Annotated in this window: 13 protein-coding genes; 5 read left to right on the forward strand and 8 right to left on the reverse strand. The window is 70.0% G+C overall.

What is annotated here, in order from left to right:
• Positions 1 to 116: 116 nt before the first annotated feature.
• The 5 genes from OP04_RS27195 to OP04_RS27215 all read right to left on the reverse strand — a co-directional run bounded on the left by OP04_RS27195 (position 117) and on the right by OP04_RS27215 (position 7,899).
• Entirely contained in the window at positions 117 to 1,235 is a 1,119-nt protein-coding gene (locus OP04_RS27195; protein WP_033342700.1) for a substrate-binding domain-containing protein, read from the reverse strand.
• Between the two features lie 76 nt (positions 1,236 to 1,311).
• On the reverse strand, positions 1,312 to 2,601 hold the full coding sequence (gene mmsB / locus OP04_RS27200) for a multiple monosaccharide ABC transporter permease (protein WP_033342701.1): 1,290 nt from the start codon (positions 2,599 to 2,601) through the stop codon (positions 1,312 to 1,314).
• Positions 2,598 to 4,145, reverse strand: a complete 1,548-nt coding sequence (gene mmsA / locus OP04_RS27205) for a multiple monosaccharide ABC transporter ATP-binding protein (protein ID WP_033342702.1) — start codon at positions 4,143 to 4,145, stop codon at positions 2,598 to 2,600. The genes mmsB and mmsA overlap by 4 nt, the downstream gene beginning before the upstream one ends.
• A gap of 1,617 nt (positions 4,146 to 5,762) precedes the next feature.
• Positions 5,763 to 6,761 (reverse strand): LacI family DNA-binding transcriptional regulator, encoded by a 999-nt coding sequence (locus OP04_RS27210; RefSeq protein WP_033342703.1) that lies wholly within the window; start codon positions 6,759 to 6,761, stop codon positions 5,763 to 5,765.
• Positions 6,762 to 6,996: 235 nt separating this feature from the next.
• On the reverse strand, positions 6,997 to 7,899 hold the full coding sequence (locus OP04_RS27215; protein ID WP_033342704.1) for a LysR family transcriptional regulator: 903 nt from the start codon (positions 7,897 to 7,899) through the stop codon (positions 6,997 to 6,999).
• Between the two features lie 79 nt (positions 7,900 to 7,978).
• Between OP04_RS27215 and OP04_RS27220 the strand changes: the two genes are divergently transcribed.
• Positions 7,979 to 8,686: a type 1 glutamine amidotransferase domain-containing protein gene (locus OP04_RS27220; protein ID WP_033342705.1), complete on the forward strand. Its 708-nt coding sequence runs from the start codon at positions 7,979 to 7,981 to the stop codon at positions 8,684 to 8,686.
• 277 nt (positions 8,687 to 8,963) lie between these two features.
• Here the strand turns inward: OP04_RS27220 and OP04_RS27225 are convergent, their stop codons facing one another.
• Positions 8,964 to 9,827, reverse strand: a complete 864-nt coding sequence (locus OP04_RS27225; RefSeq protein WP_033342706.1) for an aldo/keto reductase — start codon at positions 9,825 to 9,827, stop codon at positions 8,964 to 8,966.
• 121 nt (positions 9,828 to 9,948) lie between these two features.
• Between OP04_RS27225 and OP04_RS27230 the strand changes: the two genes are divergently transcribed.
• Complete coding sequence (locus OP04_RS27230) at positions 9,949 to 11,187, forward strand: MFS transporter (RefSeq protein ID WP_033342707.1); 1,239 nt, start codon at positions 9,949 to 9,951, stop codon at positions 11,185 to 11,187.
• A gap of 85 nt (positions 11,188 to 11,272) precedes the next feature.
• On the opposite strand, the gene OP04_RS54840 is transcribed toward OP04_RS27230, so the two are convergent.
• On the reverse strand, positions 11,273 to 11,965 hold the full coding sequence (locus tag OP04_RS54840; protein WP_063746697.1) for a hypothetical protein: 693 nt from the start codon (positions 11,963 to 11,965) through the stop codon (positions 11,273 to 11,275).
• A 97-nt stretch (positions 11,966 to 12,062) separates the two neighbouring features.
• Between OP04_RS54840 and OP04_RS27245 the strand changes: the two genes are divergently transcribed.
• On the forward strand, positions 12,063 to 12,518 hold the full coding sequence (locus OP04_RS27245; RefSeq protein WP_033342708.1) for a pyridoxamine 5'-phosphate oxidase family protein: 456 nt from the start codon (positions 12,063 to 12,065) through the stop codon (positions 12,516 to 12,518).
• Between the two features lie 316 nt (positions 12,519 to 12,834).
• On the opposite strand, the gene OP04_RS53625 is transcribed toward OP04_RS27245, so the two are convergent.
• Positions 12,835 to 13,014 carry a hypothetical protein gene (locus tag OP04_RS53625; protein ID WP_157240409.1) on the reverse strand — a complete coding sequence of 60 codons (180 nt, stop codon included), beginning with the start codon at positions 13,012 to 13,014 and terminating at the stop codon, positions 12,835 to 12,837.
• Positions 13,015 to 13,061: 47 nt separating this feature from the next.
• On the opposite strand from OP04_RS53625, the gene OP04_RS27250 reads away from it, so the two are divergent.
• The gene (locus OP04_RS27250) at positions 13,062 to 14,066 is read left to right on the forward strand and encodes a hypothetical protein (protein WP_157240411.1); all 1,005 of its coding nucleotides are present in this window, start codon (positions 13,062 to 13,064) and stop codon (positions 14,064 to 14,066) included.
• 26 nt (positions 14,067 to 14,092) lie between these two features.
• Positions 14,093 to 16,381, forward strand: coding sequence for a putative bifunctional diguanylate cyclase/phosphodiesterase (locus OP04_RS56525; protein ID WP_051799121.1), 2,289 nt, complete (start codon positions 14,093 to 14,095; stop codon positions 16,379 to 16,381).
• Positions 16,382 to 16,387: the final 6 nt, after the last annotated feature.

The following is a 16,387-nucleotide window of genomic DNA, read 5'->3' on the forward strand; positions in this document are numbered from 1 at the left end:
AGCGGATTCCGGAGCTGGCGTTCGACGACGTCAGGCAGGCCGTCTCCGGCATTCTGGGGTTGACCGCGCGCGCGAAAAGGCCCCCGGGAGATCCCGGGGGCCTTTCAACGAGCTGCTTACTTGGTGAGCGCGGAGAGCGTCGGGTCGTTGGCGTACGCCTCGGCCGCGTTCGCCTTGGTGACGATCACCGGCGGGAGCAGGTAGGACGGGACGACCTTGACACCGTTGTTGTACGACTTGGTGTCGTTGACCTGCGGCGTCTGGCCCTGCTGGAGCGCCTTGGCCATGTCGATCGACGCCTTGACCAGGTTGCGGGTGTCCTTGTTGATGGTCGAGTACTGCTCGCCCGCCATGATGGACTTGACGGACTCGACCTCGGAGTCCTGGCCGGTCACGACCGGGATCGGCTTGCCGGCACCCTTGATCGAGGTGATGATCGCGCGGGCCAGCGTGTCGTTCGGGGAGAGCACGCCGTCCAGCGTCTTGTCACCGGTGTAGGTCGAGGTGAGCAGCGCGTCCATGCGACGCTGCGCGTTCTCGGCCTTCCAGCCGTCGGTCGCGGTCTGGTTCACCGCGGTCTGGCCGGAGCCGACGACGATCTCCTTGGAGTCGATCAGCGGCTGGAGCACGCTCATCGCGCCGTCGAAGAAGACGCCGGAGTTGTTGTCGTCCGAGGAGCCGGAGAACAGCTCGATGGTGTACGGGCCGGCCGGCTTCTTGGCCTTCATGCCCTCAAGCAGCGCCTGCGCCTGCAGCTCGCCGACCTTGAAGTTGTCGAACGCCACGTAGTAGTCGACGTTCGCGGTGCCCTTGATCAGGCGGTCGTAGGCGATGACCACGGCGCCGGCGGCGTGCGCGGCGTCCACCTGCGCGGAGAGCTGCGCGGCGTCGGTGGCACCGATGATGATGACCTTGGCCTGCTTGGTCGTCATGGCGGTGATCTGGTTCTGCTGGTCCGCCACCGTGGTGGAGGCACCGGCGTACTGCACGTCGGCCTTGAAGCCGGCGTCCGCGAGGCCCTTGGTGAACAGGTCACCGGCGAGGACCCAGTTCTCCGAGGTCTTGGCCGGCAGCGCCACGCCGATCAGCGAGTCGGCGGCGAAGCCACCGGTCGCGCCACCGCTGCTGCCGCCCGACGGCGTGGTGCCTTCACGCTCGGAGCCGCAGGCGGACACGGTCAGTGCCAGCAGAGCCGCGGCGCTGACCGCGACGCTCTTGGCGAAGTACTTACGCATGGTGGGAGGTGCCCTTCTTCATGGAGTTGGTACGGGGCGGGCGGACCTGCCCGCCCCGCGTCGAGGCGGACGGCGGTCAGCCGACCACCGGGGTCTGGACCTTCTGGGCCGGGGGCTCCGAAGGCGTGGAGGGACCGCTGCCACGGAATCCCTTGGTGATCGAGCCGATGACCGAGAACCGGCCCTGGCGCTTGTTGTAGACGTCCAGCGCGACCGCGAGCAGCAGAACGATGCCCTTGATCATCTGAATGCTGTCCGCACCGATGCCCTTGAGGATCAGGCCGTTGTTGAGAATCGCCATCACCAGGCCGCCGACGATGGAGCCGGAGACCGTGCCGAGGCCGCCGGAGACCGCGGCGCCACCGATGAAGACGGCGGCGATCGCGTCCAGCTCCCAGCCGATGCCGTCCTGCGGGCCGGAAGCGCGGGACCGGGCAACGAAGATCATGCCGGCCAGCGCGGCCAGGACGCCCATGTTCATCATGACCATGAAGTTGACCCGCTGGAGCTTCACACCGGACAGCTCCGCGGCGCGGGAGTTGCCGCCGACCGCGTAGATGTGCCGGCCGGCCGCGGTGTTACGGGTGTAGAACGAGTACGCCACGACCAGGACGCCGAGGATGATGCCGGAGATCGGGAAGCTGGTGCCGACCCGGCCGCCGGCGAACCGGAACGTGGCGAACAGGATGACCGCGATCAGCACGCCGACGCGGATGGCGGCCACCCAGAGCGGGGTCGGGTCCGCGTGCATCCGGGTGCGGGTACGGCGCAACTGCCACTCGCGGACGATCACCGCGACACAGACCGCGAAGCCGAGCAGCAGCGTCGGGTTGTTGAAGTTCGTGTTCGGCCCGATGTCGTCGAGGAAGCCGCCGCCGATGGTCTGGAAGCCCTCCGGCACCGCGATCGACTGCGACTTGCCGACCCACTGGTTGGCGCCGCGGAAGAGCAGCATGCCGGCCAGCGTGACGATGAACGCGGGCACACCGACGTAGGCGACCCAGAAGCCCTGCCATGCACCGACCAGCGCGCCGACGCCGAGGCCGATCAGCAGCGCCAGGAACCAGTGGATGCTGTGGTCCTGCATGAGCTTCGCGACCACGATGCCGGTGAACGCCGCGACCGAGCCGACCGACAGGTCGATGTGCCCGGCGACGATCACCATCAGCATGCCGATGGCCAGGATCAGGATGTACGAGTACTGGCTGACGACCGCGATCAGGTTGCCGGAGCTGAGTGTCAGGCCCTCGGTCCACACCTGGAAGAACAGCACGATCGCCACCAGGGCGAAGATCATGCCGAACTGGCGCGCGTTGCTTGTCGTACCCCCGAAGAGGTTCTTTTGAAGGTCCTTGAAACGGCTCATCGCGTCTGCATCTTCTTGTTGGAGGTCATCTGCTTCATGAGGTTTTCCTGGGTCGCGTCGGCCTTGTCGATGACGCCGGTGATCGCGCCCTCGAAGACGGTGTAGATGCGGTCGCACAGGCCGAGCAGCTCGGGCAGCTCCGAGGAGATGACGATGACGCCCTTACCCTGGTCGGCCAGTTGCTGGATGATGCCGTAGATCTCGTACTTCGCACCCACGTCGATGCCGCGCGTGGGCTCGTCGAGGATGAGCAGGTCCGGGTCGGTGAACATCCACTTCGCCAGGACGACCTTCTGCTGGTTGCCGCCGGAGAGCTTGTTGACGCCCTCGTCGACGGTGGGCGTCTTGATCCGCAGGCTCTTGCGGTAGCCCTCGGCCGCCTCGTACTCGGCGACCTCGTCCAGCTTGAAGAACTTGGTGATCTTCGACAGCTTGGCCGCGACCGTGGACGTCTTGATGTCGTCCAGCAGGTTGAGGCCGACCGCCTTGCGGTCCTCGCTGACGTAGGCGAGACCCTGCTCGATCGCCTCCGAGACGTTCCTGATCTCGATCCGCTTGCCGTCCTTGAAGATCTCGCCGCCCTCGAAGACGCCGTAGGAGCGGCCGAAGATGCTCATCGCCAGTTCGGTGCGGCCCGCGCCCATCAGGCCTGCGAAGCCGACGATCTCGCCGCGCCGGACCGTGAAGTTCGAGTGCTTGGCGACCAGGCGGTCCGCGGAGATCGGGTGACGCACGGTCCAGTCGCGGACCTCGAAGAAGACGTCGCCGATCTTCGGCGTGTGGTCCGGGTAGCGGTTGGTCAGCTCGCGGCCGACCATGCCCCGCACGATCCGGTCCTCGTCGACGCCGTCCGCCTTCACGTCCAGCGTCTCGACCGTCTTGCCGTCTCGGATGATCGTGATGGAGTCCGCGATCGCCTCGATCTCGTTCAGCTTGTGCGAGATGATGATCGAGGTGATGCCGCGCTCGCGGAACCCGCGCAGCAGGTCCAGCAGGTGCTGGGAGTCGTTCTCGTTGAGTGCCGCGGTCGGCTCGTCGAGGATGAGCAGCTTGACGTCCTTGGCGAACGCCTTGGCGATCTCGATGAGCTGCTGCTTGCCGACGCCGAGATCCTTGACTAGCGTGTCCGGGTCCTCCTCGAGGCCGACCCGGGCCATCAGGTCCAGCGCCTTGAGCTGCGCGCCGGTCCAGTCGATCGCGCCGTTCTTCTTCGGCTCGTTGCCCAGGAAGATGTTCTCGGTGATCGACATCAGCGGGAGCAGCGCGAGCTCCTGGTGGATGATCACGATGCCGGCGCGCTCGCTGGCCCGGATGTCACCGAACCTGACCTCGGAGCCCTGGTAGACGATCTGGCCGTCGTAGCTGCCGTACGGGTAGACGCCGCTCAGCACCTTCATCAGCGTCGACTTGCCGGCGCCGTTCTCACCGCAGATGGCGTGGATCTCGCCGGCCCTGACGCGCAGCGAGACATCAGAGAGCGCTTTCACACCAGGGAACTCCTTGGTGATGTTGCGCATCTCCAGCAGAACCGGGGCACTGCTCATGGCCGGGGCTCCCCGGCCCTGGACCGTACCGTGCACGGGCGGGATTCCCCGCGCCGTCTCACGACCGTCATGGTTGCCTCCGGGAGGAAGATCTACATCAGCTGACGTGCATTTGTTGCGGGGAAGAACTTATTTTAAGGCGAACACGTTTCGCAAGATCCTGCACGACGGACGGTTGTAACAATTCGGTAGTCGGCGTGTGCTATAGCCCTCGTCGTCACCCGTTAAAGCCCTAAAAATCAAGATATAACGGTACGAATCAGCGCACGCGAACTCACGCAAAGTGATCAACCTGAGGCCGTCCCGTGATCCACATCCTGTGGTCGCTCCCCCGCCCGGACGCCTGAGCCCGGAATCACGCCCCCTTTCCCCGTCTTGATCACGCACAAACCCGGGTCCGTTTGTTGCCCGGCCCACCCAAATCCGTCACTCTGCGCGCGCCCGCCCCGTCGGCGGCGTCTCGCCCCCACCCGTCGGCCCTGCCCCGCAGCTCCATCCCGCAAGCCGCCGCCAACCACTCGCCTCACCACGAACCACCACTGAAGCCATCCGCTCTCCGACACAGGGACCCGACGCCCAACTCCGGCTGGCGGACCCGGCGAACGATTCCGGCGGGCCGGCCGACGACTCCGGCAGGCGGCCCAGCCGGCAACTCCGGCAGGCGGGCCGGCGGCAACTCCGACAGGCGGGCCGGCGGCGACTCCGACAGACTGCCCAGCCGACGCCCCCGGCAGGCCGGCCGGCAGCGTCCCCGGCAGGCGGGCCGACCGGCGCCCCGGCAGGCGGGCCAACCGGCGACTCCGGCAGGCAGAGCAGCACCCTCGGCAGGCGGCCCGGCGTCCGAGTCCGGCTCCGTATGTGATCAGCGGGCGCTGTGCGCCCGAAATATCGGGAAATAACGCCCCTGGCGACCGCCGCAGCCTCACCCGAGCACCGGCTACTCAGCAGCACGCCGTGACGTGCGATCCGATCGTGAGCCGCGCCGCCACCCGGGAGAACGACGGGAATCGCGGCCTTGGGCCAACCCGCGCGAACCGGCTCCGACGGGGCGGGCAAAGCGAAGCGCCAGCGAAGTCTTTGCCCGCCCCGAGGTTTGCCCGCGGGAGCATGCGGGCCGGACCAATAGCAGCCCCTGGGTTGGCCACATCCTCACGCTGACGCCGAGTGCCCAGCGGCCAGGCGCGCCCGGCCCGAAATATCACGACAAGACGGCCGACGGGGCTCACGAGCGTTCCACGCAGGCAACCCGCACACGCGTGTGGATCATTGACGTCGACGAAATGGCGGTCGGCGAGCGGGCTTTGACAGCCATTTCGTCGACGTCAATGATCCACAGACGATGATGCGCCGGTCCGGCACGAACGAACGGACCCGGCCACCCGACAACCACCGAGCCTTCGGCGCCGGGGTGAGGCAGTCGCGGGCGACCGGACCGCTATTTCATGAAATTTCGGGCATTACGCGCCTGTCGATCGAGGCGAGTCTGAACCTCGATGTCAAAGCCCGGTACAGCGCGGACCCTTCCGGCACCGGAACGCGGTCAGCGCCGGCCGCAATCAGCGCCGGTCGCACCAGGTCGGCTGCGCTCCCCGGGCAAGCCAAAACCCCCGAAAGCGACTACGCGCTGCCCCGGACGGCCAGTTCCACCGGCAGCATGGCGCGGCCGGGAGTCTCGCCGGCCAGCAGGCGGGCGGCCTCCTCGACCGCGATCGCGCCCATCCGGCGCTTGTCCAGGTGGACGCTGGTCAGCGGCGGATCGACCAGCTCGCCGACCGGCAGTCCGTCGAAGCCGACGATCGCGCAGTCGCCGGGGATGGCGACGCCGAGGCGGCGGGCGGCCCGGTACGCGCCGAGCGCCAGCATGTCGTTGAACGTGAAGATCGCGGTGACCTCGGGATGCTCGTCCCGCAGCCGGGCGAACGCGGCATCCCCGGCGTCGACGGTCTGCGCCGCGTCCACGATCGCACCGGACGGGACGGTCAGGCCGTGTGCCGCGGCCGCGTCGACGAACGGCGGGCGGCGGTCCGCCTGGCCCGACTCGCCGCTGCAATCGATCATGCCGATGATCCGATGACCGCGGGCGGCCAGGTGGGCGACGGCCGCGTGCACGCCGGACGCGACGTCCGCCTCGACCGCGCCGAACGCGGGCTCGTGCACCGGCCGGCCCAGCACCACCAGCGGCAGCCCCTCCACGGCGGCGAGGAGCGTGGCGTCCGGTGAGCTGAGGTAGCCGACCAGCACGTCGACCTGGGCGGCGAGCGTACGGATCAGGTCCGGCTCGCGAGTTTCGTCGTCCTGGGTGCTGCTGATCAGGACCTGCCACCCGCGTTCCTCCGCGGCGGCGATGACGCCGGCGATCAGCTCGGGGAAGAACGGGTTCACCACGTCGGAGACGATCAGGCCGAGCGTGATGGCGCCGGGGCGGACCAGGCCGCGGCCGAAGCGGGACGGCCGGTAGTTCAGCTCGCGGGCGGCGTCGAGCACGCGGCGGCGGGTCTCCGGGTCGATCTCGCCCTTGTCGTTGATCGCCCGGGACACGGTCTGGTGGGAGACGCCGGCCAGCTTGGCCACGTCCTTCAGGGTCACGCGCCGGGGCGGCTGCTGCTGTTCGCTCACGATCGTCGCATCGTATCCGGCCCGCCGGAAAACCCTCTGGACACCTGCGACCCGACGCCGTTAACGTTAACGTGAACGCTCACGGGAACGTTAACGGAGGAGAGACGACGCCATGGATCTCGCTGCGCTCATACTCAGCGTCGAAGCGACAAAAAGGGCATCACGCTCGGCACTGCCGGACGCGCCCGTACGGAAGGAACGGAAACGGTGGCCGTTCACCACCAGGAAATGAGCCCTAGAGCGAGCCCCACCGCCCGGCCGCGACCAGCAGATGCGCGTGCACCGCCTCGGCCGACCGGTCGCCGTGCCCCTGCTTCATCACCAGATATCCGGTGTTCAGCGGCTCGATCACCGGCCGGTGCAGCTGCACCACGGACCCGGACGCGATCGCCGGATCCGCCAGATAGCGCGGCAGCACGGACACGCCGCACCCGGCCACCACCGCGGCCAGCACCGCGCGCAGGTCCGGCGCGGTCATCGAGACCGGGTTCGGCGGCCGGCGGGAGAACTCGGTGCGCCAGTACCGGCGCACGATCGGCAGGTCCGCGGCGTAGCCGACCAGCGGCAGGTGGGACAGCGCCCGCACCGGGTCCGCGACCAGCAGCGCCGCGTCCACGGTGCGGGCCATCGACGGCGTCCCGACCAGCACGAACTGCTCGTCGAAGAACGGCGTGACGCGCAGCGAGCGACCGGTCGGGCGCACCGCGGACACCACCAGATCGTGCTCGCACCGCTGCAGCGCGGCCAGCAGGTCGGCCGCGAGCCCGAACGTGGCGTGCACGACCAGCCCGCGCTCGATCAGCGGCGCCAGCGCGGGCAGCACGCGCGCGCTCATCAGCTCGGCCGGGCCGGCCAGGCGTACCTCGTCCAGCGGCGCGGGCGCCTCCGGCCCGTTCGCCCCGGCCACCGCGCGCAGGCCGTCCAGGTGCGGGGCGACGCGGCGGGCCAGCTCGTCCGCGCGCGCGGTGGGCACCACGCCGCGCGGTGTGCGGGTGAACAGCGGGGCGCCGACCTGGGCCTCCAGCCGGGCCAGGCGTCCGGAGACCGCGGGCTGGCTGACGCCGCCGGTGACCGCGGCCGCGGAGAGCGAGCCGCTGCGATAGACGTCCAGGAACGTGCCCAGCAGGTCCAGATCCATAAGGAATCTTATGGCCGATCAGGCGGCAGGCGATAGGTTCGGTTTGAACACACACGCTTCCATCGTTTGGAGAAGGATCATGCCTTCGGTGCTCATGGTCGTCACGGCCGCCGACTCGATCACGCTGGCCGACGGCAGCGCCCACCCCACCGGCTTCTGGGCGGAGGAGGTCGCGGCGTCGCACCGCATCCTGCGCGAGGGCGGCGTGGACGTGCGCCTCGCCACGCCCGGCGGCAGTCCGGCACCGGTCGACCCGATCAGCCTGGACCAGCGCGGCGGTGTCGGCGAGGCCGAGGCCACGGCGTTCCGCACCTACCTCGACACGATCGCGGACGAGCTGCGCGCTCCCCTGGCGCTGGCCGACGTGGTCACCGGCGACTACGACGCGGTCTACCTGCCCGGCGGCCACGGCCCGATGACCGACCTCGCCACCGACGCGGACCTGGCCCGCATCCTCACCGAGGCCGATGCGCGCGGCCTCACGGTCGCCGCGCTCTGCCACGGCCCGGCCGGCCTGCTCGCCGGCGTCCGCGAGGACGGCTCGTTCCTGTTCACCGGCCGCCGCCTCACCGTCTTCACGGACGAGGAGGAGCGCCAGGGCGGCCTCGGCGACGCCACGCCGTGGTGGGTCGAGACGCGCCTGCGCGAGCTCGGCGCGACCGTCGCGTCCGGCCCCGCGTGGTCCAGCACGGTCGTCGTCGACGGCAACCTGATCACCGGCCAGAACCCGCAGTCGAGTGTGGACACCGCGCGGACCGTGCTCGCCGCCCTGTCCAAGAGCGAATAAGCAGATCAAAAGCCTTTAAAAGCAAATATTCCCGCTTCCAGCGTGGTCCGGCAGCGTTGCTCCCGCGGGCACCGGTCCCGCGCCGCACCGGTGCAGAGCAAAGACCCGCCCGCCAGCCCAGGGGAACAGCACGTTCCCTGTCACATCACGCGGCACCGGACCTGACGACCATCCGCCGGCCACACCGTGATCGGGGCGTCATGCACGTCGGCATGACGCCCCGATCACCAGCGGTGGCCGCGGTCGCGGGCGCGCACGGCGTACCCGTGAAGGGGTTTCAGGCCTTTGACAGGGTTTCGACATCGTCGTCGGAGAGGGTGATCTGGGCGGCGGAGACGTTCTGCTCGAGGTGGCGCACGGAGGACGTGCCGGGGATGGGGAGGATCACCGGGGAGCGGCGGAGCAGCCAGGCCAGCGCGACCTGGGACGGCGTCGCGCCCAGACGCTTGGCCTGGTCCTCCAGCGGGCCGCCCGGACGGGCCAGACGACCGGTCGCCAGCGGGTGCCACGGGATGAACGCGATGTCGTTCGCCTCCGCGTACTCCAGCACGTCCTCGGACGCGCGATCGGCCACGTTGTAGCGGTTCTGCACGGAGACGATCGGCGCGATCGCGCGGGCGGCCTCGATCTGCGCGACGGACACCTCGGACAGGCCGATGTGCTGGATCTTGCCTTCCTGGCGGAGCGCGTCGAGCTCGCCGATCTGGTCCTCCAGCGGGACCTTGGCGTCGATGCGGTGCAGCTGGAGCAGCGGGATGCGCTCGAGGCCGAGGTTGCGGAGGTTCAGCTCGGTCTGCTGGCGCAGGTACTCGGGGCGGCCGACCGGCGTCCAGACGTGCGGGCCCTGGCGCGTGTGGCCGACCTTGGTGGCGATGACCAGATTGTCGCGGTACGGGTGGAGCGCCTTGCGCAGCAGCAGGTCCGCGGTGAACGGGCCGTACGCGTCCGCGGTGTCGATCAGCGTGATGCCCAGGTCGACGGTGCGGCGGAGCACGCGCAGCGCCTCGTCCGGGTCGGCCGGGTCACCCCAGACGCCGGGGCCGGTGAGCTGCATCGTCCCGTAGCCGAGCCGGGTGACGGGCAGGTCGCCGCCGATCGCGTAGGTGCCGGACGGCGTGGCGGACAGCAGGGTCTCGGACATGCGATGCCTTTCCTCAGGGGCGGTTCACCGCCCGGAACCATCATCGGGTACCCATCATTTCCCGTTACCGGTGTAACAAAAGTCATCCCATGTTTCTGGCGTGTATGGGTAGCGTGTCCACGTGCTCACCCCCTACCGCGAACTCCTGCGTGACCCGCGTGTCCGGACGCCGTTCGTGCTGGCCGTGATCGCCCGCCTGCCGTTCGCGATGGTGCCGCTCGGCCTGGTGGTGCTGATCGAGGAGATCCGGGGCGAGTACTCCACCGCGGGCCTGGTCACCGGCGCGTTCGCGCTGGCCACGGCCGCGGGCACGCCGGTGTGGGCGTCGATGCTGGACCGGTTCGGCCAGCCGCGCGTGGTGGCCGGGACCGCGCTCGCGTCGTCCGCGTTCCTGATCGCGCTGACGCTGCTGTCCGTGGGCGGCGCGCCCGACCCGGTGCTGGTGCTGATGGCCGCGCTGGTCGGCGTCACGTTCCCGCCGATGAATCCGGCGATGCGGGTGGCCTGGTCCGCCGTCATCCCGGAGCCGGCCCGGCGCGAGTCGGCCTGGGCGATGGACGCCGCGGCCGTGGAGACCATCTTCGTGGCCGGCCCGTTGCTGCTGACGCTGTTGCTGACCGGCCCCGCCGCGCTGCCGCTGCTGGTGACGGCCGGGCTGATGACCGCCGGCGCTTGCGGATATGTCCGGACTTTTGCGGCTAAATCCTGGCGGTCGGCGCCAGCGGCGGTGGGCAGCGCGCGCGGCCGCTTTCCGCTGCGCGCGCCCGGCGTGCTGCTGACCGTGATCACCGGCGCCGGTGTCTCGGTCGGTTTCGGGCACTTCGACGTGGGGCTCACCGCGACCGCGGAACGTATCTTCGAGTCGACCGGCATTCTCGGCGTGCTGTTCGCGTTCGTCGCCGGGGGCAGCGCGGCCGGCGGCCTGGTCTACGGCGCGCGGCGCTGGCCCGGTCAGGCACGCCACCGGCTGCCGCTGACCATCGCGGCCTACGGCGCCGGCACCGGACTGATCGCGCTGCTCATCGCGGCCACCGGGCACCCGCCGCTGCTGGTGCTGCTGCCGCTGCTCACGCTGACCGGCCTCACCATCGCGCCGAGCCTGATCATCCAGCAGTCGCTGGTCGACACGTTCACCGCGGCGGACCGGCGCAGCGAGGCGCAGGGCTGGCTCTCCACCGGCATCACGGCCGGGAACGCGGGCGGCATGGCGATCGCCGGCCCGCTCATCGACAACGCCGGGCCGGCCGCGGCGTTCGGCGGCGGCGCGGTCGCGCTGCTCACCACCGCACTGCTGGCGCTGGTGGCACAGCGCTGGTGGCAACCCGTCCCGCGCGAGAACCTCGCGCGGGACGGTGCCTGAGATCGCGGCCGCACGGCGCGGCAACGCCCGCGGGCCATGGGGGCTCGCAGCGCACGCGATCGGCGGGTCGCGGGCGCTGGGGACCTCAGCTGATCTCCTCCACCTTGATGCTCGGGCCACCCGGCAGGATGGTGACCGTGTCGTAGCCCCCGTCGGTCTGCTCCCGGTAGGTGACCTCGACCTCCGTGACGACCTGGGTGACGATGCCCTTCGGCGGGGTGATCGTCAGGTCGAGCAGCAGGTCGCGCGGGTTGAAGCCCTGCGGCGAGGTGCGCGAGAGCTTCACCGTGTATCCGGGCGTGGGCATCTGCAGGCGGCCCGTGACCTGCAGTGTGAACGGGCCGGGCGGCTGACGGTTGAAGAACGCCGTCCACTCCGCCTCGAGCGGCAGCGCGCTGCCGGGGTTGTCGAACACGTCGATCCGCTCCCGCGTGGTGGCGCCGACGACCTCGACGCCGATCGTGCCGAGCGTACTCGTGACCGGCAGCGACACCTCGTACGGCGTCTCGACCGGCAGGCCGACCGCGGACAGCGTGCCGACGACCTCGATCTCCCAGTACTCCGGCTGGCGCACGTAGACGAGCGGCACCAGGTCGACCTTCATGCTCGACCACGGCTTGGTGCCCTTGACGCGCAGGACGTACTGCGGCGGGAACGTCTTCAGCATGACCACGTCGGCCGATTCGAAGTCGATCAGCCGGCTGGTGCCGGCGGGCGGCGCCTCCTTGAAGCTCCGCAGCTGGGTCTCGTCCGGGCCCAGGTGGCTTTCGCTGGTCATCCAGCTCCTCCTTCTGTCTTGTATATAAGGAGGAGCCACCGATCGGCGGGCCGATACTGTCAGCGTTCTGTCGGACCCCTGTGACAACCTGAAGGCCATGACGACGTGGCGGGATGTGGAGCAGGCGGAGCCCGAGTTCGCCGCGCGGGTGCGGGCACTCTTCGACGCGCACAAGCACAAGACGATCGCCACGCTGCGCGCGGACGGCGGGCCGCGCATCTCCGGCATCGAGGCGTCGTTCGCGGACGGTGACCTGACGTTCGGCTCGATGACGCACGCGCTCAAGGGCGCCGACCTCCGCCGCGATCCGCGCTTCTCGCTGCACAGCGCGACGGTCGACCCGGTCGAGGGCGCGGAGGCGGCGTGGCCCGGCGAGGCCAAGCTCTCCGGCCTCGCCCACCATGCCGGCCCCATCGTCGGCGGACCGCCCGGAGATCTGTTCCGCGCCGACATCGTCTCGGTCACGCACACGCACCTCAACCCGGAGGCGACGCTGCTGGTCGTCGAGTGGTGGACACCGGCTCAGGGTCTGCGCCGCCGCGAGCGCGAATAGCCGCATTACGCAGGTTCGCCGACGATCACGTTACGGAGCATCACATCGCCGCAGGCCAGCGACGCTTTTTCGTGTGCAATTTCCACGCCTGGAAAACGACGTGCGCGAATGAACGTGATTCACGGAAGGTGAAAGGACTCCACCGTTCCGGGAAACGCGAACGACAGATGATAATCGATGGACGGACCGGTTTTAAAGGGTCTGACGACCGCGGGACCGGCAGGGAGGAGCACCGGCGCCGAGCGATGCCCGCGGGCCGCAACAACGACGGAAGTGGGAATATCCGCTTTTGATGGGTTTTGGTGATTGTCATGATCTATGCAACCGCCCACAGGTCCATCGATCCGCCGACACGGCAACCGCCGCCGCTCTTCCCGCAGGCCGCCGCGGCGACGCCCGCGCACACTCGGGTGATCTTCACCGGGTCTGCGGCGAATGTCCGTAAGCGCACGTCCGCAGCGCTTACCGTGATCGGGCCGGTCTTGATCAGCGCCATCCGGGAAGGCGTATCGCCTTCGGCCTTCCATATAGGACAGTGATGACATGGGTCGATCTTCGCTCACTGCCCTGGTGCCCCTGCTCCTCCTCGCCACCTCCGCCTGCGGGGTGGTCAGCCGTGACCCGGCTGCCACGCTGCCCGCCGGCACCGTCCGCGTGCTCCACTCGTCCTCGCTCGCCCAGCTTCCCGGCGGCAGACAGGCGCAGAGCGCGGGTCTGGTCGGCGGCCACGCGCTGCTGCACGTGCGCGAGACCGGCGTGGTCGCGCGCGTCGACCGGCTCACCGCGCAACGCTGGGGGCTGCCCGAGGAGGTGCGCGCGGACGACGGCCACGAGCTGGTCTGGGCGTCGCTGTCGCTCGGCGGCCGGCAGTGGCGCAACAGCGACCGGGACGTGGAGTGGGCCAGGATCGCGGTGGTGACCGGCGGCGTACGCACCACGCTGACCGTGCCGCTGACCGGCTCGACCGACCCGCAGGCCTACGCGGACGCGGTGCTGGTGAGCGTGCCCGAGGGCGAGCGCGTGCTGCTGCAGCTGACCGACGACGGCGTCACGCAGAGCATCGACGTCCGCCGGGGCACCCGGGTGGACGACGCGCGCGGCACCTACCCGCGGCCACTGCAGGAGCCCGGCTTCCGGTACGCCGGCAACGGTGACCTGAACGGCCCGGTCCGGTTCCAGGCGCTCGCGGACGGCTACTCGCTGGAGCCGTGGGCCCCCGGGCTCGGCTGGGCGCGGGACGGCCGTGCCTGGCTGGCGATCAAGCGGCTACGCGTCTCCGGCGGCCGACCGCAGGACGAGCTGACGCTGGACCCGTCGCGGGTGTTCTCCGTGCTGACGCCGGACGGCGAGGTCCACCTGGCCGACTCCGACCGGCTGCCGGTGGACCTGAGCAGCGGCATCGTGCCGCACGGCGTCTACATCGAGGTGCCGGCCACGTTCCGGTGGGGTGTGCTGCGGTTCGCCCCGTCCGGCCTGAAGCGCGGCCTTGATCCCTTGGAGTGGCAGCAGGCGCCCGCACCCGCGGACTTCCCCATAAGTCTCAGCTGAGGTCAAAGCACGCCGATTGGCCGATTGTGGGGTCTGTCGCGGGTGAGCCCCGGACCGAGGGACGTGGCACGCGCGACTGGGGGTCCGCGGTCACGAACACCTCGATCGTGCTGCTGGGCGTCTACCTGATCTGGTACGCGGCCGGCTGGGGCTCGAGCTGGACCCGCACCGTGGTGACGGACGCGGTCTACGTGCCGCTGTCGCTGGCCTTCACCGCGCTGGCCGTGCGGGCCGCGTGCTACCGGCGGCTGGACATCGTGGTCCGGCGCGCCTGGTGGTTGATCACCGGCGGGTTCGTCTGCCAGCTCATCGCGCACACGTCCTGGCTGATCGAGGAGACGGTCCTGCACCGGGACGTCTACCCGGCCGTGGCCGACTACTGGTTCCTCGCGTTCATCCCGGTGATGTTCGCCGGCCTGCTCATGCTGCCCGGCGCGAACCGGCGGCAGCGCGACCGCATCCGCCTGCTGCTGGACGTGCTCACGGTCGGCGCCGGCACGTTCATGGTCTTCTGGTACCTGGTCCTCGGCCCGGTCGTCGCCGCGAACGACATCAGCCTCGGCAGCAAGCTGCTGACCGTGGCGGTGCCGGTCGGCGATCTGGTGCTGGTGCTGGGCGTGAGCACGGTGGTGCTGCGCCGCGCGACCCGGTCCGTGCAGGGCCCGGCCACGGTGCTGGCGTCCGCGATCGGCCTGTTCGTGATCGCGGACATCAGCTACGTCTACATCCAGCTGCACAGCGGGTTCACCGGCGGCGACTGGCCGGACATGTTCTGGCTGGCCGGGTGCCTGCTGCTGGTGCTGGCCGCGGACCGGCAGTACCGCTGGGCGGAGAACCTGCAGATCCGCAAGGAACGGCGGGTGGTCGGCGCGCACCTGGTGCCCTACGGCGCGATCGTCATCGCGTACGGGCTGCTCGGCGTGGTGGCGGGGGCGGAGGGGGCGTACCCGTTCGGTGGCATGGTGGTCGGTTCGATCGCGCTGACCGGTCTGGTGCTGCTGCGGCAGGTCTACGCGCTCAAGGAGAACGAGGAGCTGGCCGTCACCGACCCGCTCACCGGCCTGGCGAACCGTTCCCTGCTCAACGACCGCCTGGCCGTGGTCACGGCGCAGCCGATCCGCGCGCACAAACGTACCGCCGTGCTGCTCATCGACCTCGACCGGTTCAAGCCGATCAACGACGGTTACGGGCACGAGGCCGGCGACGCGGTGCTGGTCGCGGTCGGCAGCGCGCTGCTGGCCTGCGTACGCCGTAAGGACACGGTGGGCCGGCTGGGCGGCGACGAGTTCGCCGTGATCCTGGAGGATCTGCGCGACCAGGCCGCGGCCGAGGCGACCGCGCAGCGCATCCTGGAGGCGCTGCGGATGCCGGTGCTCTTCGGCGAGCACCTGCTCAGCGTGGAGGCCAGCGTCGGCATCGCGTTCCGGAACAACCCGGGCACGGACGGCGACACGCTGCTGCACCAGGCGGACGTGGCCATGTATACCGCGAAACGCGCGGGCCGCGGCCGGTACGCGGTCTACGCGCCGGAGCTCGACGGCAGCTCTCGCGACGCCGGCCTGCGCCGCGCGATCGAGACCGGCCGGATGGTCCTGCACTACCAGCCCGAGTTCGCGCTCGCGGGCGGCCGCGTCACCGGCATCGAGGCGCTGGTCCGCTGGGACCATCCCACGCACGGCCTGCTGATGCCGGAGGACTTCATCGACCTCGCGGACGAGACCGGCGCCATCAAGCAGCTCGGCGACTGGGTGCTGCAGAAGGCCTGCCGCGACGCCCGCCACTTCCCGTGCGGCGTCGCGGTCAACGTCTCCAAGCGCCAGCTCGCCCAGCCGGACCTGGTCGCGACCGTCCGCCGCGTCCTGCGCGACACCGGCTTGCCCGGCACCCGCCTCACGCTGGAACTCGCCGAGGCCGCGCTGCTGCCCGCGGACGATCAGCTCCGCGCGCGCCTCGAGGACCTGCGCGCGCTCGGCGTCACGCTCACGGTCGACGACTTCGGCATCGGCCACGCCGCGCTCAACGTGCTGCGCCGCCTCCCGGTCTCCGCCTTCAAGATCCACGGCTCGCTCACGGCGGGCGTGCACACCTCGCCCGCGGATCGGGCGCTGGTCGCGGCGCTGGTGGCAGCCGGGCATGCGCTCGGCCTCGAGGCCGTCGCGGAGGCCACCGAGCATGAGGAACAGGTGTCCGCGCTGCGTGACATGGGGTGCGACCGCGCGCAGGGTTATGCGCTGTGCCCGCCGCTCGCCCGTGCGGAGCTGGAGGAGCGACTGGCGCCGCTCTCAAAAGATCAAGATCAGTACATGCCGAGTTGATCTCAC

The organism is Catenuloplanes japonicus, from assembly GCF_000717135.1.
GTDB lineage: Bacteria > Actinomycetota > Actinomycetes > Mycobacteriales > Micromonosporaceae > Catenuloplanes > Catenuloplanes japonicus.

Excerpts from the sequence above, each read along its gene's own strand:
- mmsA (WP_033342702.1), bottom strand. The coding sequence starts at position 4,145 with ATGAGCAGTGCCCCGGTTCTGCTGGAGATGCGCAACATCACCAAGGAG.
- OP04_RS27195 (WP_033342700.1), bottom strand. The coding sequence starts at position 1,235 with ATGCGTAAGTACTTCGCCAAGAGCGTCGCGGTCAGCGCCGCGGCTCTG.
- OP04_RS27220 (WP_033342705.1), top strand. The coding sequence starts at position 7,979 with ATGCCTTCGGTGCTCATGGTCGTCACGGCCGCCGACTCGATCACGCTG.
- OP04_RS27225 (WP_033342706.1), bottom strand. The coding sequence starts at position 9,827 with ATGTCCGAGACCCTGCTGTCCGCCACGCCGTCCGGCACCTACGCGATC.
- OP04_RS54840 (WP_063746697.1), bottom strand. The coding sequence starts at position 11,965 with ATGACCAGCGAAAGCCACCTGGGCCCGGACGAGACCCAGCTGCGGAGC.
- mmsB (WP_033342701.1), bottom strand. The coding sequence starts at position 2,601 with ATGAGCCGTTTCAAGGACCTTCAAAAGAACCTCTTCGGGGGTACGACA.
- OP04_RS27215 (WP_033342704.1), bottom strand. The coding sequence starts at position 7,899 with ATGGATCTGGACCTGCTGGGCACGTTCCTGGACGTCTATCGCAGCGGC.
- OP04_RS53625 (WP_157240409.1), bottom strand. The coding sequence starts at position 13,014 with ATGGCGCTGATCAAGACCGGCCCGATCACGGTAAGCGCTGCGGACGTG.
- OP04_RS27250 (WP_157240411.1), top strand. The coding sequence starts at position 13,062 with ATGGGTCGATCTTCGCTCACTGCCCTGGTGCCCCTGCTCCTCCTCGCC.
- OP04_RS27245 (WP_033342708.1), top strand. The coding sequence starts at position 12,063 with ATGACGACGTGGCGGGATGTGGAGCAGGCGGAGCCCGAGTTCGCCGCG.